Source organism: Streptomyces mayteni, from assembly GCF_054783955.1.
Map to the genome: position 1 here is coordinate 55689 of NZ_BAAGPR010000026.1, position 23393 is coordinate 79081.

The 23393-nt window shown below is 76.7% G+C and carries 20 protein-coding genes, 1 pseudogene and 1 riboswitch; of the genes and pseudogenes, 5 read left to right on the forward strand and 16 right to left on the reverse strand.

Annotation, left to right across the window (positions count from 1 at the left end; genetic code table 11):
* Window positions 1-214: 214 nt before the first annotated feature.
* Window positions 215-1780, reverse strand: a complete 1566-nt coding sequence (locus ACYVPE_RS14815) for a metallophosphoesterase (protein WP_461034028.1) — start codon at window positions 1778-1780, stop codon at window positions 215-217.
* A gap of 145 nt (window positions 1781-1925) precedes the next feature.
* Window positions 1926-2110: riboswitch (cobalamin riboswitch) on the forward strand.
* A gap of 30 nt (window positions 2111-2140) precedes the next feature.
* On the opposite strand from ACYVPE_RS14815, the gene ACYVPE_RS14820 reads away from it, so the two are divergent.
* From ACYVPE_RS14820 to ACYVPE_RS14840, 5 genes are read left to right on the forward strand one after another with little or no spacing between them, the layout of a single operon-like run.
* On the forward strand, window positions 2141-2830 hold the full coding sequence (locus tag ACYVPE_RS14820) for an energy-coupling factor ABC transporter permease (protein WP_461034029.1): 690 nt from the start codon (window positions 2141-2143) through the stop codon (window positions 2828-2830).
* On the forward strand, window positions 2827-3156 hold the full coding sequence (locus ACYVPE_RS14825) for an energy-coupling factor ABC transporter substrate-binding protein (RefSeq protein ID WP_461034030.1): 330 nt from the start codon (window positions 2827-2829) through the stop codon (window positions 3154-3156). The genes ACYVPE_RS14820 and ACYVPE_RS14825 overlap by 4 nt, the downstream gene beginning before the upstream one ends.
* Before the next feature lie 6 nt (window positions 3157-3162).
* Window positions 3163-3912, forward strand: coding sequence for a cobalt ECF transporter T component CbiQ (gene cbiQ / locus ACYVPE_RS14830; protein WP_461034031.1), 750 nt, complete (start codon window positions 3163-3165; stop codon window positions 3910-3912).
* Window positions 3913-3966 (forward strand): hypothetical protein, encoded by a 54-nt coding sequence (locus ACYVPE_RS14835; protein WP_461034048.1) that lies wholly within the window; start codon window positions 3913-3915, stop codon window positions 3964-3966.
* Between the two features lie 5 nt (window positions 3967-3971).
* Window positions 3972-4784 carry an energy-coupling factor ABC transporter ATP-binding protein gene (locus ACYVPE_RS14840; protein WP_461034049.1) on the forward strand — a complete coding sequence of 271 codons (813 nt, stop codon included), beginning with the start codon at window positions 3972-3974 and terminating at the stop codon, window positions 4782-4784.
* 7 nt (window positions 4785-4791) lie between these two features.
* Here ACYVPE_RS14840 and cobC read toward each other — a convergent pair whose 3' ends face one another.
* From cobC to ACYVPE_RS14915, 15 genes and pseudogenes are all read right to left on the reverse strand, one after another.
* The gene (gene cobC, locus ACYVPE_RS14845) at window positions 4792-5862 is read right to left on the reverse strand and encodes an Rv2231c family pyridoxal phosphate-dependent protein CobC (RefSeq protein WP_461034032.1); all 1071 of its coding nucleotides are present in this window, start codon (window positions 5860-5862) and stop codon (window positions 4792-4794) included.
* A complete protein-coding gene (locus ACYVPE_RS14850; protein ID WP_461034033.1) occupies window positions 5843-6784 on the reverse strand; it encodes a sirohydrochlorin chelatase in 942 nt (313 codons plus the stop codon). The genes cobC and ACYVPE_RS14850 overlap by 20 nt, the downstream gene beginning before the upstream one ends.
* Complete coding sequence (locus ACYVPE_RS14855) at window positions 6781-7374, reverse strand: precorrin-8X methylmutase (RefSeq protein ID WP_461034034.1); 594 nt, start codon at window positions 7372-7374, stop codon at window positions 6781-6783. Before ACYVPE_RS14855 ends, ACYVPE_RS14850 begins: the two co-directional genes overlap by 4 nt.
* A complete protein-coding gene (locus tag ACYVPE_RS14860; protein WP_461034035.1) occupies window positions 7367-7561 on the reverse strand; it encodes a 4Fe-4S binding protein in 195 nt (64 codons plus the stop codon). Before ACYVPE_RS14860 ends, ACYVPE_RS14855 begins: the two co-directional genes overlap by 8 nt.
* Window positions 7558-9264, reverse strand: a complete 1707-nt coding sequence (gene cobJ / locus ACYVPE_RS14865; RefSeq protein ID WP_461034036.1) for a precorrin-3B C(17)-methyltransferase — start codon at window positions 9262-9264, stop codon at window positions 7558-7560. The genes ACYVPE_RS14860 and cobJ overlap by 4 nt, the downstream gene beginning before the upstream one ends.
* Before the next feature lie 11 nt (window positions 9265-9275).
* Entirely contained in the window at window positions 9276-10520 is a 1245-nt protein-coding gene (cbiE, locus tag ACYVPE_RS14870) for a precorrin-6y C5,15-methyltransferase (decarboxylating) subunit CbiE (RefSeq protein ID WP_461034037.1), read from the reverse strand.
* Complete coding sequence (locus ACYVPE_RS14875) at window positions 10517-11953, reverse strand: cobalt-precorrin-5B (C(1))-methyltransferase (protein WP_461034038.1); 1437 nt, start codon at window positions 11951-11953, stop codon at window positions 10517-10519. Before ACYVPE_RS14875 ends, cbiE begins: the two co-directional genes overlap by 4 nt.
* Window positions 11946-12770, reverse strand: coding sequence for a precorrin-4 C(11)-methyltransferase (gene cobM, locus ACYVPE_RS14880; protein ID WP_461034039.1), 825 nt, complete (start codon window positions 12768-12770; stop codon window positions 11946-11948). The genes ACYVPE_RS14875 and cobM overlap by 8 nt, the downstream gene beginning before the upstream one ends.
* Window positions 12767-13507, reverse strand: coding sequence for a precorrin-2 C(20)-methyltransferase (cobI, locus tag ACYVPE_RS14885; protein WP_461034040.1), 741 nt, complete (start codon window positions 13505-13507; stop codon window positions 12767-12769). The genes cobM and cobI overlap by 4 nt, the downstream gene beginning before the upstream one ends.
* A complete protein-coding gene (locus ACYVPE_RS14890; protein WP_461034041.1) occupies window positions 13504-14919 on the reverse strand; it encodes a cobyrinate a,c-diamide synthase in 1416 nt (471 codons plus the stop codon). The genes cobI and ACYVPE_RS14890 overlap by 4 nt, the downstream gene beginning before the upstream one ends.
* Entirely contained in the window at window positions 14913-15509 is a 597-nt protein-coding gene (cobO, locus tag ACYVPE_RS14895) for a cob(I)yrinic acid a,c-diamide adenosyltransferase (RefSeq protein WP_461034042.1), read from the reverse strand. The genes ACYVPE_RS14890 and cobO overlap by 7 nt, the downstream gene beginning before the upstream one ends.
* Window positions 15509-17479: a putative cobaltochelatase gene (locus tag ACYVPE_RS14900; protein WP_461034050.1), complete on the reverse strand. Its 1971-nt coding sequence runs from the start codon at window positions 17477-17479 to the stop codon at window positions 15509-15511. The genes cobO and ACYVPE_RS14900 overlap by 1 nt, the downstream gene beginning before the upstream one ends.
* Window positions 17480-17526: 47 nt before the next feature.
* Window positions 17527-21168, reverse strand: a complete 3642-nt coding sequence (cobN, locus tag ACYVPE_RS14905) for a cobaltochelatase subunit CobN (RefSeq protein WP_461034043.1) — start codon at window positions 21166-21168, stop codon at window positions 17527-17529.
* The gene (locus tag ACYVPE_RS14910; RefSeq protein WP_461034044.1) at window positions 21165-22661 is read right to left on the reverse strand and encodes a cobyric acid synthase; all 1497 of its coding nucleotides are present in this window, start codon (window positions 22659-22661) and stop codon (window positions 21165-21167) included. The genes cobN and ACYVPE_RS14910 overlap by 4 nt, the downstream gene beginning before the upstream one ends.
* Window positions 22658-23393, reverse strand: a pseudogene (locus ACYVPE_RS14915) (CobD/CbiB family cobalamin biosynthesis protein); the annotation flags it as partial. The pseudogene ACYVPE_RS14915 and the gene ACYVPE_RS14910, both read right to left, overlap by 4 nt.

The window sequence follows — 23393 nt, forward strand, 5'->3', positions numbered from 1 at the left end:
CTCGGTCCGGAAGGCCGGGATTGCGAGTAGAGCGCGACTGGCTGCCGCGTGGTCCCCCGCGTCCAGTACCACCCCCGAAGGGAGGTACCGGGGCCATTGACTGGGCCCCGCTGCCACACGCCCCGGGGGCGAGGGAGTCGCCGCGACCCGCCTATGGGCGAGCCAAGTCCCTTACTGGGCTGGTCCTAGCGCCCACCGGCGTGTGGTTCGTGCCTTAACGCTCGCAGTCCCGCCCCGACAGCGTAGCGACACGACGGCGCTCCGCGCCACCCGGACCAGCGATGCCATCCTCCCTGCCGCGAAAGCCCAAGCTTCCTGGCGAGAACATGGTGAACTTCGTCGAGTTGAGCGGGGTGTCCGACCGGGTGCTGAGGACGGCGCCCCGGTCCGGGCCCTGGCCGCCGTCGAACCGGAGGCTGGCGTGGGCCGGTTGTCCGAGGTGGTGCTCGGTCGACCAGGTCAGCGCCCCGTCGCCGCTGGTGTGCAGCCGGCGGGCCGTCAGGTCGTTGCCGTGGCCCGACAGGTCTCGTACCACCCGGCCGTCGGCCACCGGCGCGCCGTCGTCGCCTTCGTCGCCGCCGGCGCCGGCGTCGGCGTCGGGGAGGCCGGCCTGGTCGAAGCGCCAGTAGGCGACGGTGCCGCGCACCAGGACGGCGGAGGCCGGTCTGGGCTCGGGCGCCGGGATCGGCGAGAAGCCGGCGAACCGGGGGGCGAAGTCGATCTCCAGGCTGAACCGGTCGGCCGGCCCGGTGAGTTCCACGTTCTCCGCCTCGAGCGGGGTGCGACGCTCGGGGTCGCGGGTCAGGAACCAGGGCGCGAAGGTCTCCACGTCCACGGCGCCCCTGGCCAGGTCGAAGGCGTACAGCCGGATCATGGCCGCGCCGCCGTAGTAGCGGTCCTGGTAGTTGGTGATGTGGACGTGGACGTCGTTGCCCGCGTCGTTGGTGAGGACGGTCCTGCCGGGCGGCCAGTAGTGGCCGCCGAGGGCGAGGAAGATCTGGTCGTTGCCGCGGATCAGCCCGTCCCACAGGCGCCGGCCGTTGTCCGAAAGCCGCGCCTCGCCGTCGTCCTCGGCCCAGGCGAGGTCGTGGGTGGTGAGCACGGCCGGCAGGGTCGGGTGGTCGTCGAGTACCCCCCGCGCCCACCGCAGACCGCTGTCGGAGACCCGCCAGTCCAGCGCCAGGACCAGCCAGTCGCGGCCGGCGGCGCGCAGCGTGTGGAAGCTGTTGTAACCGTCGGGTGACGCGCCGCCGAAGGTCGACATCCGGGCGTAGCGGTCCGGGCCGAACGCGCGCAGGTAGGCCGAGTCGCCGCGCTGGTCGTCGGCGCCTGACACGTCGTGGTTGCCGGCCAGGACGCTGTAGGGCACCTTGCCGTCCAGTTCCCTGAAGGTGTCGGCGGCCAGCTCGATCTCGTGCTCGGTGCCGTGTTCCGTGACGTCGCCCAGGTGGGTCATGAAGGCGATGTTGGCCTCGGCGCGCTCCGCGACCAGGTAGCGGAAGGTGGCGCGCATCGGGTCGGGGTCGGCACTGTCGGCGTCGAAGAGGTACTGGGTGTCGGGCAGCACGGCGAGCGCGAAGCGGGGTCTTTCCCCGTCGAACCGGCCCCCGGATCGCGCGGCGGCTGCGGCTGCGGTGCCGGCGGAGGTGGCGGAGGCGGCGGCCGCCTGCCCCGTGAGGGAGGTCGCCCCCGCGGCGGCGGCCGCGGCGGAGCCGCCGACGGCGGCCTGGAGGAGGGAACGTCTGCGAGGCCCGGCGGCCTCGTCGTGGGTGGTGCCCATGGGAACTCCCGGTGGCTGAGAAGGCATTGGGCACGATGCTGGCCGCCGGTGACGCGGCGGTGGCAGCGGCCTGAACTCCACGGGGGCGGGGAGCGATCCGCGGGTTCGGCCGCCCCCGTCCTCTTGTCATGGCCCGCTCCGGCCACTACTGTCGCCACGCCTTGGTGCTCGGGAAATCCGGTGTGATACCGGTGCGGCCCTCGCCACTGTGATCGGGAAGTCCGGCTCTCGCCCTCACGGGCAGCCACTGGGGTCCTCGGACCCCGGGAAGGCGGAGCACGGGCGGTGGTACCCGTCAGCCAGGAGACCGGCCATGGCGTGTCAACCATCCACGAGGTGTTGGAGAGGGTTTGTCCGGCCATGCACATAGCTGAGGGTTTCCTGCCCCCAGCGCACGCGGTCGCCTGGGGCGTCGCGTCTGCGCCGTTCGTCGTCCACGGAGTTCGGTCACTCACCCGCGAGGTCAGGGAGCATCCGGAGAGCACCCTGCTCCTCGGCGCCTCCGGGGCCTTCACGTTCGTCCTGTCCGCGCTGAAGCTGCCCTCGGTGACCGGGAGTTGTTCGCATCCCACCGGCACGGGGCTCGGCGCCATCCTGTTCCGGCCGCCGGTGATGGCGGTGCTCGGCACCATCACCCTGCTCTTCCAGGCGCTGTTGCTCGCGCACGGCGGCCTGACCACGCTCGGCGCCAACGTGTTCTCGATGGCCGTGGTCGGCCCCTGGGCCGGATACGCCGCGTACCGGCTGGCACGGCGGTCGGGACTGCCGCTGATGGCCGCGGTCTTCGCGGGCGCGTTCGTCGCCGATCTGTCCACCTACTGCGTCACCAGCGCGCAGCTCGCGCTGGCCTTCCCCGACCCGAGCGGCGGATTCCTGGGCGCGCTCGGCAAGTTCGGCGCCATCTTCGCCGTGACCCAGATTCCGCTGGCGGTGAGCGAGGGGCTGCTCACGGTGCTGGTGATGCGGCTCCTGACGCAGTCGAGCGGTGGCGAGCTGACCAGGCTCGGCGTGCTGGCGGCCGGGAAGTCCCACGGGGCGGTGGCCCGATGAGCAGGAACGCGCGGATCAACGGGCTGCTGGTGCTCGTGGTGGTGGCGCTCGCCGTGCTGCCGCTCGGCCTCGGGCTCGGCGACCACAAGGAGGAGCCGTTCGCGGGCGCGGACGGCGAGGCGGAGACGGCGATCACCGAGATCGAGCCGGACTACGAACCGTGGTTCTCGCCGCTGTACCAGCCGCCGTCCGGCGAGATCGAGTCGGCGCTCTTCGCCCTGCAGGCGGCGCTCGGCGCCGGCGTGCTCGGCTACTACTTCGGGGTGCGCCGGGGGCGCCGGCAGGTCGCGCCGCGGGCCGACGAGTCCGGCGCGGAAGGCGCCTGAGCCGCCGTGCTGCCGATCGACGCGGCGGCGCACGGCAGTCGCTGGCGCCGCCGCCATCCCGTGGAGAAGGCCGTGCTCGGGCTCGGTCTCACCGCGCTGGCCGTCGCGTTGCCGCCGTGGCCCGGCGCGCCGCTGGTGCTGGTGTCGGCGCTGGCACTGCTGCTGGGCCCGGCGGGGGTGCCGTGGCGCCGGCTGTGGCGGGCGTACCGGGTTCCGTTGGGTTTCTGCCTCACCGGGGCCGTCACGCTGCTCTTCGAGATCGGCGGGCCCGACGGCCCCGTTGGCCTCGCCGAGGGCGGACCGGTGCGCGCCGGCGAGCTGCTGCTGCGCACCTCGGCCGCCTCGCTCGGCGTGCTGCTGTTCGCCTTCACCACCCCGATGTCCGACCTGCTGCCGCGGCTGGTGCGGGCCGGGGTGCCGGCGCCGGTGGTCGACGTCGCCCTGGTGACGTACCGGATGAGCTTCCTGCTGCTGGACTCCGTGCGCCGGGTCAGGCAGGCGCAGGCGGCGCGGCTCGGGCACGCGTCGCGGGCCGCCGAGTGGCGTTCGCTCGCCGGCCTGGGGGCGACAGCGTTCGTACGGGCCTTCGCCCGGGCGGCGCGGCTCCAGGACGGGCTGGCGGGGCGCGGCTACGACGGCACGCTGCGGGTCCTGGTGCCACAGGCGCGGGTCTCCGTGCCGTTCACGGTGGCGAGCGCGGCGCTGCTGGTCGCGGTGGCGGCGCTCACCGCAGTGCTGGTGGGGGTGGGGCGGTGAGTGCCCCGATGCCCTCGGAGCCCCCGATGCTCTCGGTGCCCCTGGTGGCGTTGAGCGGCGTGTCCTTCGCGTACGAGGAAGGGCCGACGGTGCTGCGCGACCTGGACTTCGCGGTGTGGGAGGGGCGGGCGCTGGCCCTGCTCGGCCGCAACGGCAGCGGCAAGACCACGCTGATGCGGCTGCTCAGCGGCGGACTGCGGCCGGGCGCCGGGCGGTTGACGCTGGCAGGCGTGCCGGTCGACCACGACCGGGCGGGCCTGACCAGGCTGCGCGGGAGCGTGCAGTTGGTGGTGCAGGACCCGGACGACCAGCTGTTCGCCGCGTCCGTCGCGCAGGACGTGTCGTTCGGGCCGCTCAACCTCGGCCTCTCCGACGGGGAGGCGCGGGCGCGGGTCGACGAGGCGCTGGCGGCCCTGGACATCACGGCGCTGGCCGACCGCCCCACCCATCTCCTCTCCTACGGGCAGCGCAAGCGGACGGCGATCGCGGGCGCCGTCGCGATGCGGCCGCGGGTGCTGATCCTCGACGAGCCGACGGCCGGGCTCGACCCCGACGGGCAGGAGCGGCTGCTCACCACCCTGGACGGGCTCCGCGCGAACGGCACCACCGTGGTGATGGCCACCCACGACGTCGACCTGGCGCTGCGCTGGGCGGACGACGCGGCGCTGCTCACCCCGGCCGGGGCACATCTCGGGCCGGCGGACGAGATGTTGGCCAGGACCGAGCTGCTCGGGCGGGCGGGGCTGCGGTTGCCGTGGGGCGTCGCGGCGGCCCGGCTGCTGCGCGGCCACGGCCTGGTGGACGACGGCGCGCCGAGCCCGCGCACGGCCGACGAACTGGCCGCGCTCGTGCTGCGGCTCCCCCGGCGGTGAGCCGGGTTCAGGCGCCGGCGGCGGCCAGGGCGGTGGCGAACGCGTCGGTGACCTCGGGGGCGCGCACCGCCACCCGCAGCCAGCGGGCGTCGAGGCCGGGGAAGGTGTCGGCGCGGCGGGTGGCGTAGCCGAGTTCCCTGAGCCGGGTGCGCAGCGTGGCGGCGCGCGGGTGGCGCAGCAGCAGGAAGGGGCCGGCCGGGTCCTCGGTGGCGGCGTTGAGGTCGGGGAACTCGGCGAGGCGGGCGAGGAGATGGGCCCGGTCGGCCACCAGGCGGCGGGCCGCCGCCTCGGCCTCGGCGAGCGCCGGTGGCTCGGCGCACGCCTCGGCCGCGACCAGCGCCGGGGTGGAGAGCGGCCAGAGCGGCTGCCCGGCGGCGAGCGCCGCCACGATCCCCGGGGCGGCCAGCAGATAGCCGACCCGCAGTCCGGCGAGGCCCCAGGTCTTGGTGAGGCTGCGCAGCACGACGAGGCCGGGCAGGGTGGCGACGGCGGGGGCCAGCGACTCGCGTTCGCCAGGCACCGCGTCGACGAACGCCTCGTCGACCACGAGCAGCCGCCCGGGGGCGGCCAGCGCGGCCAGGTCGGCGGCCGGGTGCAGGACGGAGGTGGGGTTGGTGGGGTTGCCGACCACCACCGCGCCGGCCTCGGGCGGCACGGCCGCGGGGTGGAGGCGGAACCCGTCGGCGGGGGTCAGCGTCAGCCGGGTCACGGGGAGGCCGGCGGCGCGGAGCGCCGCCTCGGGCTCGGTGAACTGCGGGTGCACCACGAGCGGGGGCCCGTCCGCCGGCAGGGTGCCGAGCGCCAGGGCGCGGGCCAGCAGCACGAAAGCCTCGGCGGCGCCGGCGGTCAGCAGCACGCACCTCTCGGGCAGCCCGTGCCGGCGGGCCACCGCCCGGCGGGCGGCCCGGGGGTCGGGGTAGCCGGCCAGTCCTTCGAGCGCCGCGGTCAGCCGCTCGCGCAGCCAGCGGGGTGGGGTGCCGGACCGCACGTTGACCGCGAGGTCGACCAACGGGCCCTCGGCGTCGCGCAGTTCCTCGTCGCCGTGGTGGCGGAGCGGGTCAGTGGGTGTGCCGCGCATGGCCGTGCCGGTGCTGCGGGTCGTGGCCGTGGTCCTGGTCGTGGTCCTGGTGGTGTTCGTGGTCGTCGGGGTGGTGGTGGGGCTGCTGGGCGCGGCCGACCTTGTCGGCGAAGCCGGGCAGGGCGATCCGGTAGGCGCAGGCGTCGCAGTTCATCCGGATGTCGCCCTCCAGCGCCTCCCGGTAGCGTTCCCACACCAGGTCGGCCAGCTCCTCGACCGGGCCGATCACCTCGGCGTGCCGCACGTCGACGTCCTGGTGGGCGGCGGCCCAGGCGGCGGCCTGCCGCCTGACCCGGTCCGGCAGCACCCCGGTGAACAGGAAGTAGGGCAGGACGACGATCCGGCGGGCGCCGAGCGCCAGGCAGCGGTCGAGGCCGGCCGGCACGTCGGGGGCGGCGAGCGAGACGAAGGCGGTCTCGACGCCGGCGTAGCCGCGGCCCTCCCAGAGCAGCCTGGCGGCCTTGTACACCTCGGAGTTGGCGTCCGGGTCGGTGGAGCCGCGGCCGACCAGCAGCACCGTGGTGGCGGCCGGCTCTTCACCGACCGCCGCCACCCGGCGGGCCAGCACGTCGAGCAGCGCGGGGTGCGGGCCGAGCGGCCGGCCGTAGGCGAAGGAGGTGCCGGGCCGCCGCTGCCGCTCCCTGGCGAGCGCGGCGGGGATGTCGCCCTTGGCGTGCCCGGCGGCCACCAGCATCAGCGGCACGGCGGCGAACCGTCGCACGCCGCGGGCGGTCAGCTCGGCGGCGGCGTCGGTCAGCGGTGGCGCGGACAGCTCGATGAACCCGCCGGCCACCGGCACCTCGGGACGCCGGTCGGCCAGGTCGCGCACCAGGGCGCGGAACGCCTCCGCGCCCCGCGCGTCCCTGGTGCCGTGCCCGACGAGCAGCAGGGCTGGCGGTTCGGTCCTGGCGGCTGGGGTCACGGCAGCTCCTCGGTGTACAGCAGCGCGTTGACGGCGGCGGCCGCCACGGCGGAACCGCCCTTCTCCGAGCGGTTGCTGACGGCCGGCAGGCCGCTGGCGCGCAGCGCGGCCTTGCTCTCGGCGGCGCCCACGAAGCCCACCGGCAGCCCGATCACCAGGGCGGGCTCCGCCTCGACGGCGATCAGTTCGAAGAGGGCGGTGGGGGCGCAGCCGATCACCCACACCGCGCCGGGGCCCACCTCGGCGTGGGCCAGCCGGACGGCGTGCGCGGACCGGGTGGTGCCGGGTCCCGCGACGGCCCGGTCGAGCCGGCAGAGCGCGGCGCGGCGGGTGATGCCGGCGGCCACCATCGCCACGTCGGCGACGATCGGCGCGCGGTCGCGGTCGCGGTGTAGGGCGGCGTGGCCGGCGCGCAGCGCCGCCTCGTCGGTGACCAGGTCGGTGACGTAGGCCGGGTCGGCGCTGGCGTGGACCACCCGTTCGACGACGGCGCGGGTCAGCGGCGGCAGCCCCGCGGTGTCAACGCGGGAGCGCAGGATCCGGTAGGACTCGGCCTCGATGGGGTGGACGGTGCGGCGCGGCTCACTCATCGGCTGGGATCTCCTCGATGGCGTCGACGGGGCAGACCTCGACGCACTCGACGCAGCCGGTGCAGCGCGCGGCCAGCACCAGCAGCGTCGGCCCGGCAGGGCGGATGGCGTGCGTCGGGCAGGTCAGCAGGCAGGCGCCGCAGCCGGCGCAGCGGTCGGTCACCCGCACCGGGGCCCGGCCGGTCACGCCTGCCACCGGTAGCCGCGCGGGGTGACCATGCGTCCGGCGACGGCGCGGGTCGCGGAGTTGCCGACGATCACCAGCGTCATCATGTCCACCTCACTGGGGTCGACCGCGTCCAGGGTGGTGAGCCGGTGGCGCTGGTCCCGGTGGGTGGCGGCCCGGACCAGGCCGACGGGGGTGCCGGGGGGCCGGTGCCGGGCCAACAGCGCGAGGGCCGCGGGGAGTTGCCAGTGGCGGCCGCGCGACCTGGGGTTGTAGAAGGCCACCACCAGGTCGGCCTCGGCGACGGCCGTGACCCGGCGTTCGATGACGGCCCAGGGAGTGTGCAGGTCGGACAGGCTGAGCACCGCGTGGTCGTGGCCGAGCGGCGCGCCGAGCACCGAGGCGGCGGCCAGGGCGGCGGTGACGCCGGGGACGCCGACCACGTCGATGTCGGCGCCGGCGGCGGCGAGCGCGGGCGAGGCCATGGCGTAGACGCCGGCGTCGCCGCTGCCGACCAGCGCCACGGCGTGTCCTGCGGCGGCCTCGGCGACGGCGGCCCTGGCCCGTTCCTCCTCGGCGCCGAGTCCGGAGGCCAGCAGCCGGGTGCCCGGCCGCAGCAGGTCGGCGATCCGGTCCAGGTACTGGTCGAGGCCGACCACGACGGAGGCGCGGCGCAGTTCGGCGCCGGCGCGCGGGGTGAGCAGGTCGCGGGCGCCAGGACCGATGCCCACCACGGCGAGCCGGCCGCGCGGCCGGCGGCGGGCGACGGCGCAGGTGGCCATGGCGGACTTCCGCTTGGGGACGACGAGTTCGGCGCCGGGGCCGGCGGCGAGCAGGGCGGCGGCCTCGGCGACGGAGGGGGTGCCCACCGCGGCGAGCGGGGCGGGCGAGGGGTTGGGCACCGGCACCGCGGCCAGCTCCTCGGCCGGGAACGTCGTGAGGTCGACGCCGAGTCGGGCGGCGGCGGCGCGCAGGCCGGCCTCGTCGGCCTTGGCGGTGACGGTGGCGGCGGCGGTGACGCTGGCCGGGGAGAGCCCGGCCTCCGCGAGGGCGTTCGCGAGGAGGTCGGTGACCTCGGCCTCGGGCACACCGCAGCTGGCGCCGAGGCCCACCACGAGGGACGGGGGGCGCAGCACGACGTCGGTCGGCGCGGCGTCCGCGAGCCGTCGGTCGGTGATCGCCAGGGTGCGGCGGCGCGGCGCGTCGGGGGCGTCGGGGACATCGGGGGCGAGGTGTGGAGGCAGGGCCGGCAGCGACCAGACGGCGTCGGCGGCCAGCGTGACGGGTTCGCCGTCGAGCAGGGCGCGGGTGACGCCGGCCACGTCGCCCTCGGCCGGCCAGCCGAGGTCGTCGAGCCCGGGCAGGCCGACCGCGTCGGTGGCGGTGGTCACCACCGGCGCGCAGCCGGGCAGTTGGGCGGCGACCTCGGCGGCCAGCCGGTTGGCGCCGCCGGCGTGCCCGCCGAGCAGCGCGACGGCGTGCCGGCCGGCCTCGTCGACGCAGACCACGCCGGGCTCCGTGGTCTTGTCGGCGAGCAGCGGCGCCAGCAGCCTGACGGTGGCTCCGGTGGCGAGGAAGCAGACGAGTTGGTCGCACTCGGCGACGGCGCCGCGCACCGCGTCGCCGGCCGGGCCCGGGTAGCGGCGGGTGCGCGCCGGCCGGGCGGCGGCCAGCCTGGCGCTCGCGGCGGCGCCGGCGGCGGCGACGGAGATCAGGCCGATCACGGGTCTTCTCCTCACGGGGTGGGGCGCTCGCCCCAGAGCACGAACACGGGGTTGGCGGCGGCGCGTCGGGTGACGTCGCCGGGCAGCGGCGCCAGTCGGGACGCCTGGAGCAGCACCCCGTCGGTGGTGAGCCCGGCGCCGGTGAGCGCCGCGCGGACGGCGGGCACCCGGTCGAGGGCGGCGAGGGTGACCACGACGGTGCGCCGGGCCCGGCGGGCCACGGCGGTCACCACGGCGGGCAGCGCGGCTCCGGCGCCGCCGACGAAGGCCGCGTCGGGGTCGGGCAGTTCGCGGAGCGCGGCGGGCGCGGTGCCGTGCACCACCTGGACGTCGACACCGTGGGCGGCGGCGTTGGCCACGCAGCGCGCGGCGTCCTCGGCCGACCGTTCCACGGCGATGGCCGCCGCGCCGAGCCTGGCGCACTCGACGGCGACCGAGCCGGAGCCGGCGCCGACGTCCCAGACCAGCTCGCCGAGCCCGGGCCCGAGTCTGGCCAGCACCAGCGCCCGCACCTCGGCCTTGGTGATGAGGGAGGCGCGGTGCTCGAAGGCGTCCTCGGGCAGCGCCCAACCGGGCCGGCCGGCACCAGGCACCCGGCCGGCCAGCGTTCCCGGTACGGGCGCCAGGGCACGTTCGGGGTGGAGGCAGAGCACCACGTGCCCGGTGTCGGGCCAGCCGCGGGCGGCGGCGTCGGCCGGGCTGAGCCGGGTGATCCGCTCCCGGTCGGGGTCACCGAGGGCGGTGGCCACGACCAGGGCGCGGGGCAGCCCGCTGGCGGCGAGGGCGGCGCCCAGTTCGGCGGGGCCCGCGCCAGGACCGGTGAGCACGGCGGTCTTGGGGTGGGCCCGGCAGACGTGGAGGGCGATGGCCGGGTCGCGGCCGTGCGCGCTGACGACGGCGGCGTCGTCCCAGGGCAGGCCGATCCTGGCGAAGGCCACGGCGACGGCCGGCACCGAGGGGCGGACGTCGAGCGCGTCCGGCCCGAACCGGGCGGCGAGGGCCCGCACCACGCCGAAGAACCCGGGGTCGCCCGAGGCGAGCACCGCCACCCGGGGTGTCGGGGCCTCGGCCAGGTGCCGGGCCATGGCGGCGAGCGCGGGGGCGAGCGGACCGAGCGTCAGCCGCTCGGCGCGCGGCGGGATCCGGGCGGCGGCCAGGTGCCGGGCGGCGCCGACGACCAGGGTGGCGTCGCCGACCGTGGGCGGCGGTCCTCCGGTGCCGGTGCCGAGCACGGTGATCGGCGCTGCCCGGTTCACGGCGCGCCACCTGGGCGCTCCGCTGGAGGTGCCGCGGCGGGCCGGCTTTCATCCATGCCGCCATCGTGGCTGGTCGCGTCCACGGCGAAGCCTCCCCCAGACTCCGTCCGGGACGTACCCCCATCCGCCTGGGGCGGGGTACCCCCGGCGCGGAGTGACTGGGGGCGTGCCTCATACGCGCCGCTTGCCGCGCCCCTTTGGGGCGCCGCCAAGCCGAGGCGGACCTCACCCGACCCGCTCAGTAGCCCGGGGCTGGCGGCGACCAGTTCGGTGCCGGTGAAGTCGACCAGCGCGGCCTCGGCGGGCAGCGATCCCTCGGTGAACCGGGTCAGGACCCGGGCCACCCGGCGGCAGAGTTCGGTCCCGGCGGTCGGCAACAGGCCGGCGGCGTCCCAGAGTTCGTAGGCGTGGCGGGCGGTGTTGGCCGCGTCGACCGCCTCGGCGAGGCCGGCCGGGCCGCCGACGGCGCGGGTGATCTCGCCGAGCACCCCGGTGTCGACCCGGGAGCGGGTGTAGTGGGTCATCAGCACGCCGGCGGCCAGCTTGGTGAGCTTGCCGACCATGCCGACGAACACCACCCGTGGCAGCCCGCCGTCCGCCGCGCGCCGCAGCGCGGCGCCGGTGAAGTCGCCCACCTCGACGAAGGCGACCTCGGGCAGCGCGGGCAGCAGCCGCATGGCGCCGCGTTCGGTGCGGCCGCCGGTGCAGAGCACCACGGCGGGGGCGCCCTGCGCGGCGGCCACCGAGACGGCCTGCTCCACGCTGGCCCGCCAGGAGGCGGTGGAGAACGGGCGGACGATGCCGGTGGTGCCGAGGATGGAGATCCCGCCGATGATGCCGAGCCTGGCGTTGGTGGTGCGCCGGGCGCGCCGCTCGCCGTCGGGCACGCTGATGGTGACGTCGACGCCGCGCGCCCCGGTGTCGATCACCTCGCGCACCGCCTGGCCGATCATCCGCCGCGGCACCGGGTTGATGGCGGGGCCGCCGACGTCGAGGCCGAGGCCCGGCCTGGTGACGACGCCGACGCCGACGCCGCCGTGCAGGGTGAGGCCGGGCGTGGACCGCCAGGCCACGGTGGCGGTCAGCTCGGAGCCGTGGGTGACGTCAGGGTCGTCGCCGGCGTCCTTGACGACGACGGCCTCGGTGCGGCCGGGGCGGAGCAGGGTGGCCCGCTCGACGGCGAAGGTGACCCGGCGTCCGGAGGGCAGCGCCACCTCGACCCAGCGCCTCGGCTGGCCGGTGGCCAGGTGCTCGGCGGCGGCCTTGGCCGCGGCCGAGGCGCAGGTGCCGGTGGTCCAGCCGGTGCGCAGCGCCTGCTGGCGGACCCTGGCGGTGCGTGGCAGGTCGGGTTCGCGGAGTTCCGGCCCTTCGGCCGGCCCTTCGGCGGACCCTTCGGCGGACCCTTCGGCTGGAGGATCCGGCGGCTCAGTCATCGCCGGCGCCCCTGGCGCGGAGGTCGGCCCTGGCGGCCGGGTCGGCCCGCCGGTGGCCGTGGAAGTGGCCCGGGTGGTAGAGGTGCGAGCGGGTGCCGGTGGCGTCGAGCGCCGGGCCGACGAGGAACAGGGTGTGCTTCCACAGCCGGTGCTCCCTGACGGTCTCCTCCAGGGTGTCGACGGTGCAGCGGAGCAGCAGCTCGTCCGGCCAGGTGGCGCGGTGGGCCACCAGGACGGGGGTGGCGGGCGGGTAGCCGCCGGCGAGGAGTTCGGCGGCCAGTCGCCCGGAGCGCGCGGCGGAGAGGAAGACGGCCATCGTGGTGCCGTGGCGGGCGAACTCGCGTACCTCCTCGCCAGGCGGCATAGGGGTCTTCCCGCCGCCGAGCCTGGTGAGCACCAGTGACTGGGCGACCTCGGGGATGGTCAACTCCCGCCGGGCCAGGGCGGCCACGGCGGAGAACGCGGAGACTCCCGGCACCACCTCCACGGCCAGGCCGAGTGCCTGGCAGCGGTCGATCTGCTCCTGGGTGCCGCCCCACAGGGCGGGGTCGCCCGAGTGGACCCGGGCGATCCTGGCCACCTCACCACGGGCGGCCCTCCGGTAGACGGCGGTCAGGTCCTCGAGCGACATCCGGGCCGAGTCGAGCACCTCGGCGTCCCGGCGGGCGTGGTCGAGCACGTCGGGGTGGACCAGGCTGGCCGCCCAGATCACCACGTCGGCCTCGGCGATGGCCCGGGCGGCGCGGAAGGTCAGCAGGTCGGCGGCGCCGGGGCCGGCGCCGACGAAGGTGACGGTGCCCGGGGTCGCGCCGCTCACAGCTTGCCTCCCCTGACCGTGCGGGGGGCGGGGGCGATCAGCGTGGAGAGGTAGGGCAGTTCGCCGTCGGCGGGCAGTTGGTCGGCGGGGCGGACGGACTCTCCTGGCAGGCCGAGGGAGGAGCCCCAGACGGCGCCGGTCAGCCGGCCCGTGTCGCGCAGCGCGGCGGCCACCTCGCCGGCCTGCCGGCCGAACTTGTAGGCCACCACCGTGCCTTCGCCGGCCAACGCGCCGCGCAGCGTGTCGAGGCCGGCGGTCACCGGCACCAGGGTCAGCGGCTCGGTGCCCTCGGTGAGCACCGCGCCGCCACGGGCCGCCAGGTCCTGCATGGCGGTGATCCCCGGCACGGTGACGACCCGCAGCCCGGGAACGGCGGCCCGCACGGTCTGGGCGAGGTAGGTGAAGGTGGAGTAGACGTTGGGGTCGCCGATGGTGGCGAAGGCCACCGAGCGGTGCGCGCGCAGCAGGTGGGCGACCCGGTCGCCGGCCGCGTCCCAGGCGGCCTCCCGCCGGGCCCGGTCGGCCCGTTCGTTGAGCGCGAAGACCACCCTGACCACCTTCGCCGGATCGTCCAGGTGGTGGGCGACGGTGGCCTCGGCCCGGCCGCGTTCGGCGCCTTCGAGGACGGGGACGACCACCACGGCGGCCTCGCGCAGCGCCCGGACGCCCTTGACGGTGACCAGTTCCGGGTCGCCTGGGCCCATGCCCACGCCGGTCAGGACGGGTGGCGTGCTCATCGTCCCCCTCCCGCGCCGGCTCCGGCGTGCCGGGCCGCGGCGGCGACCAGGCGGCGGGCCGGTTCCGGCAGTCCGGCCCAGTGCAGGTGGAGGTAGGAGGCGTGCACTCCGCCGCGCTGGAACCCCTCGGTGCGGCGGGCCGGATGGGTCAGGCCCCAGGCCGGTGGGTCGCCGGCGCCCTCGGTGAGTTCGGTGCGGTGGAACTCGTGGCCGCGCACCCGGGTGCCGGCGGCGGCCAGCGGTCCGTCGGCGAGCGCGACGGCGGCCCGGTAGCCGAGGGTCAGCCGGTCCGTCATCCGGGCCGCGGTGGGCAGCACCCCGCACATCGGGTGGCCGTCCAGCGTCTCGGCCAGGTCGCGCTGCGCGCGGCACTCGGCGACCACCGGGGCGCCGGCGGCGGCGAGTCCGGCGACCTCGGCGCGCAGCGGGGCGTTGGCGGCCAGTTCGGCGGCGTACGTCTCGGGGAAGCCGCCGCCGACGACGAGCCCGGCGGTGCCGGCGGGCAGCCGCTCGTCGCGCAGCGGGTCGAAGAGCGCGACGTCGGCGCCGGCCGCCGCCAGCGACTCCAGGGTCTCCTGGTAGCGGAAGGTGAAGGCGGCGCCCGCGGCCACCGCCACCACCGGCCTCGCGGTGGGCGGCGGGCCGGCCGGCGGCAGCCAGGGCGCGGTGGCGGTCGGCGGCGCCGACCTGGCGGCGGCGAGGAGCGCCGGCAGGTCGAGTCCGGCGCGCACCTGTTCGCCGAGCGCGGCCACCGTCCGCGCGGCGTCGGTGGGCCGTTCCGCGGCCGGGATCAGGCCCAGGTGGCGGGCTGGGGTGCTCGCCGACCCGGTGCGGCGCAGCGCGCCGAGCACCGGGGTGCCGGCCTCGTCGAGCGCGGCCCGCAGCAGCTCCTCGTGCCGGTCGGAGCCGACCTTGTTGAGGACCACGCCGGCCAGCCGCACCTCGGGGTCGAAGGCGGCGAAGCCGTGCGCCAGGGCGGCGACCGAGCGGGCCTGGGCGGTGGCGTCCACCACCAGCACCACCGGGGCCCGCAGCAGCTTGGCGACCTGCGCGGTGGACGCCAACTCGCCCTGTCCTGCCGCCCCGTCGTAGAGGCCCATCACGCCCTCGACCACGGCCAGTCCGGCGCCGGCCGCGCCGTGCGCGAACAGCGGTGCCATCAACTCGGGCCCGCAGAGCCAGGCGTCGAGGTTCCGGCCCGGGCGGCCGGTGGCCAGCGCGTGGTAGCCGGGGTCGATGTAGTCGGGGCCGACCTTGTGGCCCGAGACGGTGTGGCCGGTGGCGGCGAACGCGGCCATCAGGCCCGTGGCCACGGTGGTCTTGCCGCTGCCGGAGGCCGGCGCCGCGACCACCAGGCGGGGCGGCAGCGGCACGGGGGTGGCGTCGGGCGCGGGGGCGGGGGCGGTCACCATTCGATGCCTCGCTGGCCCTTCTGTCCTTCGTCCATCGGGTGTTTGACCTTGCCCATCTCGGTGACGAGGTCGGCGGCGTCGAGCAGGGCGGCGGGCGCGTCGCGGCCGGTGATCACCACGTGCTGGGTGCCCGGCCTGGCGCGCAGCGTGGCGACGACCTCGTCGGTGTCCACCCAGCCCCAGTTCATCGGGTAGGCGAACTCGTCGAGCACGTAGAGCCGGTGGGTGGCCGCGGCCAGGTCACGGGTGACCTGGGCCCAGCCCTCGCGGGCGGCCTCCTCGCTGGAGCCCGGGTCCCGCTGGGTCCAGGACCAGCCCTCGCCCATCTTGTGCCAGGTGACCCGGCCGCCCTCGCCGCTGGCGCCGAGCACCTTCAGGGCCCGCTCCTCGCCGACCCGCCACTTGGCGGACTTGACGAACTGGAACACCCCCACGGGCCAGCCCTGGTTCCAGGCGCGGAGCGCGAGACCGAAGGCGGCGGTGGACTTCCCCTTGCCGCTGCCGGTGTGCACGATCAGCAGCGGCCTGGCGCGGCGCTGCCTGGTGGTGAGCCCGTCGTCCGGCACCCTCGTCGGCCTGCCCCGTGGCATCAGACGGCCCTCCGTTCGCGCGCCCGGCCGCGCAGGCCGCGGACGAGGTCGGTCACGGCGTCGGCGCGGAGTTCCGCCAGGGTGACGGCGTGGCCGCCGAGGGCGTGCGCCAACTCGCCGGCCAGGCCGAGTCGGACCGGGCCCGACTCGCAGTCGACCACGACCGAGGCGGTGCCGGCGGCGGCCAGCAGCCGCGCGGCGCGGCCGGCCCGGGCCACCGGCTCGGGGCCACCGGTGGCGCGCCCGTCGGTGACGGTGAGCAGCAGCGGGCGGCGGGCAGGGTCGCGCAGCCGCTCGACGCGCAGCACCTCGTGGGCGCGGAGCAGCCCGGCGGCGAGCGGGGTGCGGCCGCCAGTGGGCAGGCTGGCCAGCCGGGCGGCGGCGGCCTCCACCGAGGAGGTGGGGGGCAGCGCGAGGTGGGCCTCCCGGCCGTGGAAGGTGATCAGGCCGACCTTGTCGCGGCGTTGGTAGGCGTCGAGGAGGAGGGAGAGCACGGCGCCCTTGACGGCGGTCATCCGCTGCCGGGCGGCCATCGATCCCGAGGCGTCGACGACGAAGAGCACCAGGTTGCCCTCCCGGCCCTCGGTGACGGCCTGTCTGAGGTCGTCGCGGCGCAGCAGCAGGCCGGGGCCTCGCCGGCCCCTGGCCCGCTGGTGGGGGGCCGCGGCGGTCAGGGTGGCGGTCAGGTGGAGGCGGCCGAGGGCGCCGCGCGGGCGGCGGTCGCCGGTGGTGCGGCCGTGTTCGGCGCGGGCCCTGGAGCGGCGGCCCGCTGCGCCGTCGCCGAGCCCTGGCACGGTCAGCGGTCGGGTGCGGAACGGCTCGCCCGGGGGCGCCGGTTCGCGGTCGGCGGCGGGGCCGCCGGCGTCGCCCTCGGCCTCCCCCTGCGGGGTGGCGGCGCCGTCCCGGTCGCCGGCGGGCGCCCCGCCACCGCCTCCTTCGCCGCCGCCACCGTCGTCGGGTCCCGGTGGTGGGGGCGGCGGCTCGTCGTCGGGGTCGCCGCCGTGCCGCTCAAGCGTCTCGTCCAGCGTCCGCTCGTCGAGTCCTGGGGCGTCGAACGGCGCCCGCCGCCTGCGGTGCGGCAGCGCGAGCAGCGCCGCCTGCCTGACGTCCTCGGCGAGCACCGTGGTGCGGCCGGCCCAGGCGGCGAGCGCGGTGGCGGCCCTGGCCATCACCAGGTCGGCCCGCATCCCGTCCACCTCGAACGCGGCGCAGGTCGCGGCGATCCCCCGCAGCGCGGTGTCGCCGAGCACCACCTGGGGCAGCAGCGCCCTGGCGGCGGCGATCCGGTGCCGCAGCTCCTCGCCCTCAGCGGCCCAGCGGGCGGCGAAGCCGGCCGGGTCGGCGTCGAACGCCAGCCGCCTGCGCACCACCTCGGCCCGCTCGTCCGGGTCCCGGGAGGCGGTGACCTCCACGGTGAGGCCGAACCGGTCGAGGAGTTGGGGGCGCAGCTCGCCCTCCTCCGGGTTCATGGTGCCCACGAGCAGGAAGCGGGCGGCGTGCCGGACGGAGACGGCGTCCCGTTCGACGTGGCTGACGCCCATCGCGGCGGCGTCGAGCAGCAGGTCGACGAGATGGTCGTGGAGCAGGTTCACCTCGTCGACGTAGAGCAGGCCACGGTGGGCGCGGGCCAGCAGCCCTGGCTCGAAGGCGGTGACGCCCTCGGCCAGCGCGCGTTCCAGGTCGAGGGCGCCGGTGAGCCGGTCCTCGCTCGCGCCGACCGGCAGTTCCACGAGGCGCGCCGGCCGGCCGGCGCCGGTTCCGGCGGGGTGTGGTCCGTCGAGGCAGTCGGGTTCTGGCGCCGCCGGGTCGCAGGCGAAGCGGCAGTCGGGCACGACCGTCACCTCGGGCAGCAGCGCGGCGAGCGCCCGGACCGCGGTGGACTTGGCGGTGCCCTTCTCGCCGCGGACCAGCACCCCGCCCACGGCGGGCGAGACCGCGTTGAGCAGCAGCGCGAGCCGCAGGTCGGCCATGCCGACCAGGGCGGCGAACGGGTAGCCGGGTGCGTGGGGTCGGGTGGTCACTCGTCGTCGCCTTCCAGCCGGCCTTCGAGTTCCAGGTAGGTCTCGCGCAGCGCCGCCAGCGTCTCCGCCTCGGGCCGCGCCCACAGGCCGCGGTCTGCGGCCTCCAGCATCCGCTCGGCGATGCCGCGCAGCGCCCAGGGGTTGGACCGCTCCATGAAGGCGCGGTTCTCGTCGTCGAACACGTAGGCGGCGGCGAGGCGTTCGTACATCCAGTCGTCGACGACGCCCGCGGTGGCGTCGTAGCCGAAGAGGTAGTCGACGGTGGCGGCCATCTCGAAGGCGCCCTTGTAGCCGTGCCGCCGCATGGCCGCCATCCAGCGGGGGTTGACCACCCGGGCCCTGAACACCCGGTGGGTCTCCTCGGCGAGGGTGCGGGTCCGCACCTGGTCGGGCACGGCGGAGTCCCCGATGTAGGCGGTGGGTGACGTGCCGGTGAGCTGGCGGACCATGGCGACCATCCCGCCGTGGTACTGGAAGTAGTCGTCGGCGTCGGCGATGTCGTGTTCGCGGGTGTCGACGTTCTTGGCGGCGACCTGGACGCGGCGGAACGCGGCCTCCAGGTCGCCGCGGGCCGGGCGTCCTTCGAGGCCGCGCCCGTAGGCGTAGCCGCCCCACACCGCGTACACCTCGGCGAGGTCGGCGTCGCCTCGCCAGTCGCGGGAGTCGATGAGGGGCAGCAACCCGGCCCCGTAGGCGCCCGGCTTGGAGCCGAAGATCCGGGTGGTGGCGCGGCGGCGGTCGCCGTGCCCGGCGGTGTCCTGGTCGGCGTGGGCCCGCACGTGGTTCCGCTCGGGGGGCTCGTCCAGTTCGGCGACGGCCCGCACGGCGTCGTCGAGGAGGGCCACGACGTGCGGGAAGGCGTCCCGGAAGAAGCCGGAGATGCGGATGGTGACGTCGATCCTGGGGCGGCCGAGCTCGGGGAGCGGCACCACCTCGAAGCCGGTGACCCGCCGGGAGGCGTCGTCCCAGCGTGGGCGGCAGCCGAGCAGCCAGAGGATCTCGGCGATGTCGTCGCCCTGGGTGCGCATGCAGGAGGTGCCCCAGACCGTGAGGCCGACCGAGGCCGGGTAGCGTCCCTCGTCGGCGAGGTGGCGGGCCAGCAGGGAGTCGGCGAGGGCCCGGCCCACCTCCCAGGAGAGCCGGGAGGGGATGGCCTTGGGGTCGACGGAGTAGAAGTTGCGGCCGGTGGGCAGCACGTTGACCAGGCCGCGGGTGGGCGATCCGGAGGGGCCGGCCGGCACGTAGCCGCCGTCCAGGGCGTGCAGCACGTTGTCGATCTCCTCGCCGGTGCGGGCGAGGCGCGGCACGAGTTCGGTGGCGGCGAAGCGCAACACCCTGACGACATCCGGGGGTTCGGAGCCGAGCGTGGCGACGACGACGGGCCGGGCGGCGGCCGGGTCCCAGGCGCGTTCCTCCATGGCCTCGGCGAGCCGGCGGGCCAGCGCCTCCAGCAGGTCGACCGCGTCCGACGCCGTCCGTCCTGGGCCGAGGTCGACGGGGATCGCCGTCCTGGCGCCCGGCTCGGCGAGCAGCCGCGCCTCGTCGAGGCCGAAGTGGGTGGCCAGCGCGGCGCGCAGCCCTGGCAGCGCGCCGGCCACGCCGCCCCACACCTGGGCCGAACGGAGCACGGCGAGCGCCAGGTTGACGCGCGGCTCCCCCACCGGGCCCTCGCCGAGGACGTGGAGGCCGTCGCGGATCTGGACGTCCTTGATCTCGCAGAGCCAGCCGTCGACGTGCAGCACGAACTCGTCGAACGCGTCGTCCTCCGGCTGTTCGGTGACCCGCAGGTCGTGGTGGAGTTCGGCGGCCCGCACCAGGGTCCAGATCTGGGCCCGCACCGCCGGCACCTTGTCCGGGTCCAGGTCGCTGACCAGCGCGTACTCGTCCAGCAGCTGTTCGAGCCTGGCGAGGTCGCCGTAGGAGTCGGCGCGGGCCATCGGCGGCACCAGGTGGTCCACGACGGTGGCGTGGCCGCGGCGTTTGGCCTGGGTGCCCTCGCCCGGGTCGTTGACGATGAACGGGTAGACCAGCGGGAGTTCGCCGAGCGCGGCGTCCGGGGCACAGCCGGCGGAGAGGCCGAGGCCCTTGCCAGGCAGCCACTCCAGGGTGCCGTGCTTGCCGAGGTGGACGAGCGCGTGGGCGCCGAAGGTGTGGTCGAGCCAGCGGTAGGCCGCCAGGTAGTGGTGGGAGGGCGGCAGGTCGGGGTCGTGGTAGACGGCGATCGGGTTCTCGCCGAAGCCGCGCGGCGGTTGGATGAGCAGCGCCACGTCGCCGAACCGCAGCGAGGCCAGCACGATGTCGTCGCCGTCGACGTAGAGCGATCCGGGCGGCTCGCCCCAGTGCTCGACCATGGCGGCCCGCAGTTCGGGGTCGAGCCGGCCGAACCACTCCCGGTACTCCGCGAGCGGCACCCGGGCGGGCGCGGCGGCCAGCTGTTCCTCGGTGAGCCACTCCACGTCGTGGCCGCCGGCGGCGATCAGCCGGTGGATCAACTCGTCACCGTCGTCCGGGTGTTCGCCGACGGGGTAGCCGGCGGCGGCGAGCGCGGCCAGCAGCCGGACGGCGGAGGCGGGGGTGTCGAGGCCGACGGCGTTGCCGACCCTGGAGTGCTTGGTCGGGTAGGCGGTGAAGAGCAGGGCGACGCGTTTCTCCGCGTTGGGCAGGTGGCGGAGGGCGGCGTGCCGGGCGGCGATCCCGGCGACCCGGCGGGCCCGTTCGGGGTCGGCGACGTAGACCGGCACGCCGTCGGGTCCTTCCTCCTTGAAGGAGAAGGGCACGGTGATCAGCCGCCCGTCGAACTCCGGGATGGCGACCTGCATGGCGGCGTCGAGCGGGGAGAGCGCGGCGGACGACGCCGCCCAGGCGTCCCGGGAGCCGGTGAGGCAGAGCCCCTGGAGGATGGGCACGTCGAGGGCGGCGAGCGCTCCCACGTCCCAGGTCTCGTCGCCGCCCTCGGCGCCCGCGGTGCCGGGCCCGCCGGCGGTGCCGCCGGCGGCGAGCACCGTGGTGACCAGGGCGTCGGCGCGGCCGAGCAGGGCGAACAGTTCGGGGGGCGCGCCGCGCAGGCTGCCGCAGTAGACCGGCAGGGCGTTGGCGCCGGCGTCCTCGACGGCGTCGCAGAGGGTGTCGACGAAGCCGGTGTTCCCCGAGAGGTGGTGGGCCCGGTAGAACAGCACGCCGACCGTCGGCCGGCCCGGCTTGTGCGGCCGGTCCTGGTGGATCCCGAACTCGGGGGTGACGAGCGGCGGTGCGAAGCCCTCGCCGGTGAGCAGCACGGTGTCGGAGAGGAACCTGGCCAGTTCGGCGAGGTTCTCGGGACCGCCGGCGACCAGGTAGGCGAGCGCCTGCGCGACGACGCCGGGCGGCACGGTGGCGGCGGCCATCAGCTCCGCGTCGGGGGTGGACTCGCCGCCCAGCAGCACGGCGGGCACGCCGGAGGCGAGCACGGCGTCGACGCCCGCCTCCCAGGCGCGGCGGCCGCCGAGGAGCCGGACGACGGCCAGGTCGGCGCCGGCCAGCAGGCCCGGCAGGTCGGTGGCGGGGTCGGTGCGGGTGGGGTTGGCGATCCGGTAGGGCGCGCCTGAGCGGCGGGCGGCGAGCAGGTCGGTGTCGGCGGTGGAGAGCAGCAGCACGGTCATGGCGCTCCCGGCGGGATGAAGGGGAGGTCGCCGGGCGCGCCCTCCTCGATGAGCCGCAGCAGGGCGGCGGTGTCGGCGTGTTCCTCGATCAGGTCGCCGAGGCGGTCGAGTTGTCGCTCGCGGAGCGCGCCGAACGAGGTGTCGGGGGCCGGGGTGAAGTCGCGTCCGGCGTCGGCCGCGACCCGCCGCAGGAAGGCCCGGCGGAAGCCGTCGGACTCGAGCGAGCCGTGCCAGTGGGTGCCCCAGACGGCGCCGACCCGGCAGCCGTCGAGGAACGGTTCGCCGCCGAGCACCTCGGCGACGCCGTGGTGGATCTCGTAGCCGGCGACCGGCTCGCCGAGCGCCCGCCCCTCGGGTCTGGCCAGGGTCTTCTCCGGCGCGAACCTGACCCGCAGCGGCAGCAGGCCGAGCCCGGGCACGGTGCCGGCCCGCGACTCGACGTCGTCCTCGATGCGTTCGCCCAGCAGTTGGAAGCCGCCGCAGACGCCGAGCACCGGTCGGCCGGCCGCGGCGCGGCGGGCCAGCGTGTCGGCCAGGCCGCGCTCCCGCAGCCAGGCCAGGGCCCGGACGGTGCCCCGGGTGCCGGGCACCACCACCAGGTCGGCGTCGGCGACGTCGGCCGGCCGGTCGGTGAACCGCACGGCGACGCCGGGTTCCGCGGCCAGCGCGTCGACGTCGGTGAAGTTGGACATCAGCGGCACCCGAACCACCGCCACGCGCAACGTCTCGGCGCCGTGCGGCGTCCGGGGAGCGGCGTCGGGTGGCGAGATCCGCAGCCCGTCCTCGGCGTCGATGCCAAGTCCGGCCAGGAACGGCAGCACGCCGAGCACCGGCCGGCCGGTCACGGAGCGCAGCATGCCGAGTCCCGGGGCGAGCAGCGCGGGGTCGCCGCGGAACCTGTTGACCAGATAGCCGGCGACGAGCCGCTGGTCCTCGGCGGCGAGCAGCGCGGTGGTGCCGAAGAACGCGGCGAAGACCCCGCCGCGGTCGATGTCGCCGACCACCACGACGGGCAGCCCGGCGGCCCTGGCGAGCCCCATGTTGACGATGTCGCCGCGGCGCAGGTTGATCTCGGCCGGGCTGCCCGCGCCCTCGCAGACCACGACGTCGAACTCCGCGCGCAGGGCGGCCAGGCAGTCGGTGACGGTGCCCAACAGACGGGCCCGGCGGGCGCGGTGGTAGCCGGTGGCCGACACCTCGCCCACCGCCCGGCCGAGCAGCACGACCTGACTGCCGCGCTCGCCGCCCGGCTTGAGCAGCACCGGGTTCATCAGCGCCGTGGGCTCGGTGCGGGCGGCGGCGGCCTGCATCGCCTGGGCCCGGCCGATCTCGGCGCCGTCCCTGGTGACGAACGAGTTGAGGGACATGTTCTGCGCCTTGAAGGGCGCCACCCGCAGGCCCTTCCTGGCCAGCCAGCGGCAGATCCCCGCGGTGACCACGGTCTTGCCCGCGTCGGACGTGGTGCCGGCGACCAGCAGCGCGCCGCCGGTCACGGGGCTCGTCCCAGGGCTCGTCCCAGGGCGAGCGCGGCGGTAGCGCAGACCGCCGCCGCCAGCGCGCCCACCCGCCGGGAGAGCGCGACCGCGCGTGCCACGTCCGCGGGGCGTGGCGGGCGGCCGGCCGCGTTGAGCACCGGGCGGTGCTCGACGCGGCCGCGGTAGGAGAGGGTGCCGCCGAGTCGCAGGCCGAGCGCGCCGGCGAACGCGGCCTCCACGACGCCGGCGTTGGGGCTCGGATGGCGGGGTCCATCGACCCGCCAGGCGGTCAGCGCGGCGGCCGGTCGGGGTCCCGCGCACACAGCGAGGGCGGCGGTCAGCCGGGCGCCTGGCCAGCCGGCCAGGTCGTCGAGGCGGGCCGCAGCCCAGCCGAACCGCAGGTAGCGGGGCGAGCGGTGGCCCACCATGGCGTCCAGGGTGTTGACGGCGCGGAACGCCGCCACGCCTGGGGCGCCGCCGGCGGCGCCCCAGACCAGGGCGCCGACCACCGCGTCCGAGGTGTTCTCGGCGACCGACTCCACGACGGCCCTGGCCAGCCCGTCGGCGTCCAGCTCCCGGGGGTCGCGGCCGCACAGCCGGGGCAGCAGCGCGCGGGCGGTGGCCAGGTCGCCGGCCTCCAGGGCGCGGGCGATCCGCCCGGCCTAGGTGACCAGCGGGGCGCCGCCGAGGTCGGCCAGCTTCACGGCCGCCACCACCAGCGCCCTGGCCGTGGGCCGCCAGCGGGCGGGC

Coding starts and splice junctions, on each gene's coding strand:
- ACYVPE_RS14815 (WP_461034028.1), bottom strand. CDS start 1,780: ATGGGCACCACCCACGACGAGGCCGCCGGGCCTCGCAGACGTTCCCTC.
- ACYVPE_RS14820 (WP_461034029.1), top strand. CDS start 2,141: ATGCACATAGCTGAGGGTTTCCTGCCCCCAGCGCACGCGGTCGCCTGG.
- ACYVPE_RS14825 (WP_461034030.1), top strand. CDS start 2,827: ATGAGCAGGAACGCGCGGATCAACGGGCTGCTGGTGCTCGTGGTGGTG.
- cobC (WP_461034032.1), bottom strand. CDS start 5,862: ATGCGCGGCACACCCACTGACCCGCTCCGCCACCACGGCGACGAGGAA.
- ACYVPE_RS14855 (WP_461034034.1), bottom strand. CDS start 7,374: ATGAGTGAGCCGCGCCGCACCGTCCACCCCATCGAGGCCGAGTCCTAC.
- ACYVPE_RS14875 (WP_461034038.1), bottom strand. CDS start 11,953: ATGACTGAGCCGCCGGATCCTCCAGCCGAAGGGTCCGCCGAAGGGTCC.
- cobI (WP_461034040.1), bottom strand. CDS start 13,507: ATGAGCACGCCACCCGTCCTGACCGGCGTGGGCATGGGCCCAGGCGAC.
- ACYVPE_RS14890 (WP_461034041.1), bottom strand. CDS start 14,919: ATGGTGACCGCCCCCGCCCCCGCGCCCGACGCCACCCCCGTGCCGCTG.
- cobO (WP_461034042.1), bottom strand. CDS start 15,509: ATGCCACGGGGCAGGCCGACGAGGGTGCCGGACGACGGGCTCACCACC.
- ACYVPE_RS14900 (WP_461034050.1), bottom strand. CDS start 17,479: ATGGCCGACCTGCGGCTCGCGCTGCTGCTCAACGCGGTCTCGCCCGCC.
- cobN (WP_461034043.1), bottom strand. CDS start 21,168: ATGACCGTGCTGCTGCTCTCCACCGCCGACACCGACCTGCTCGCCGCC.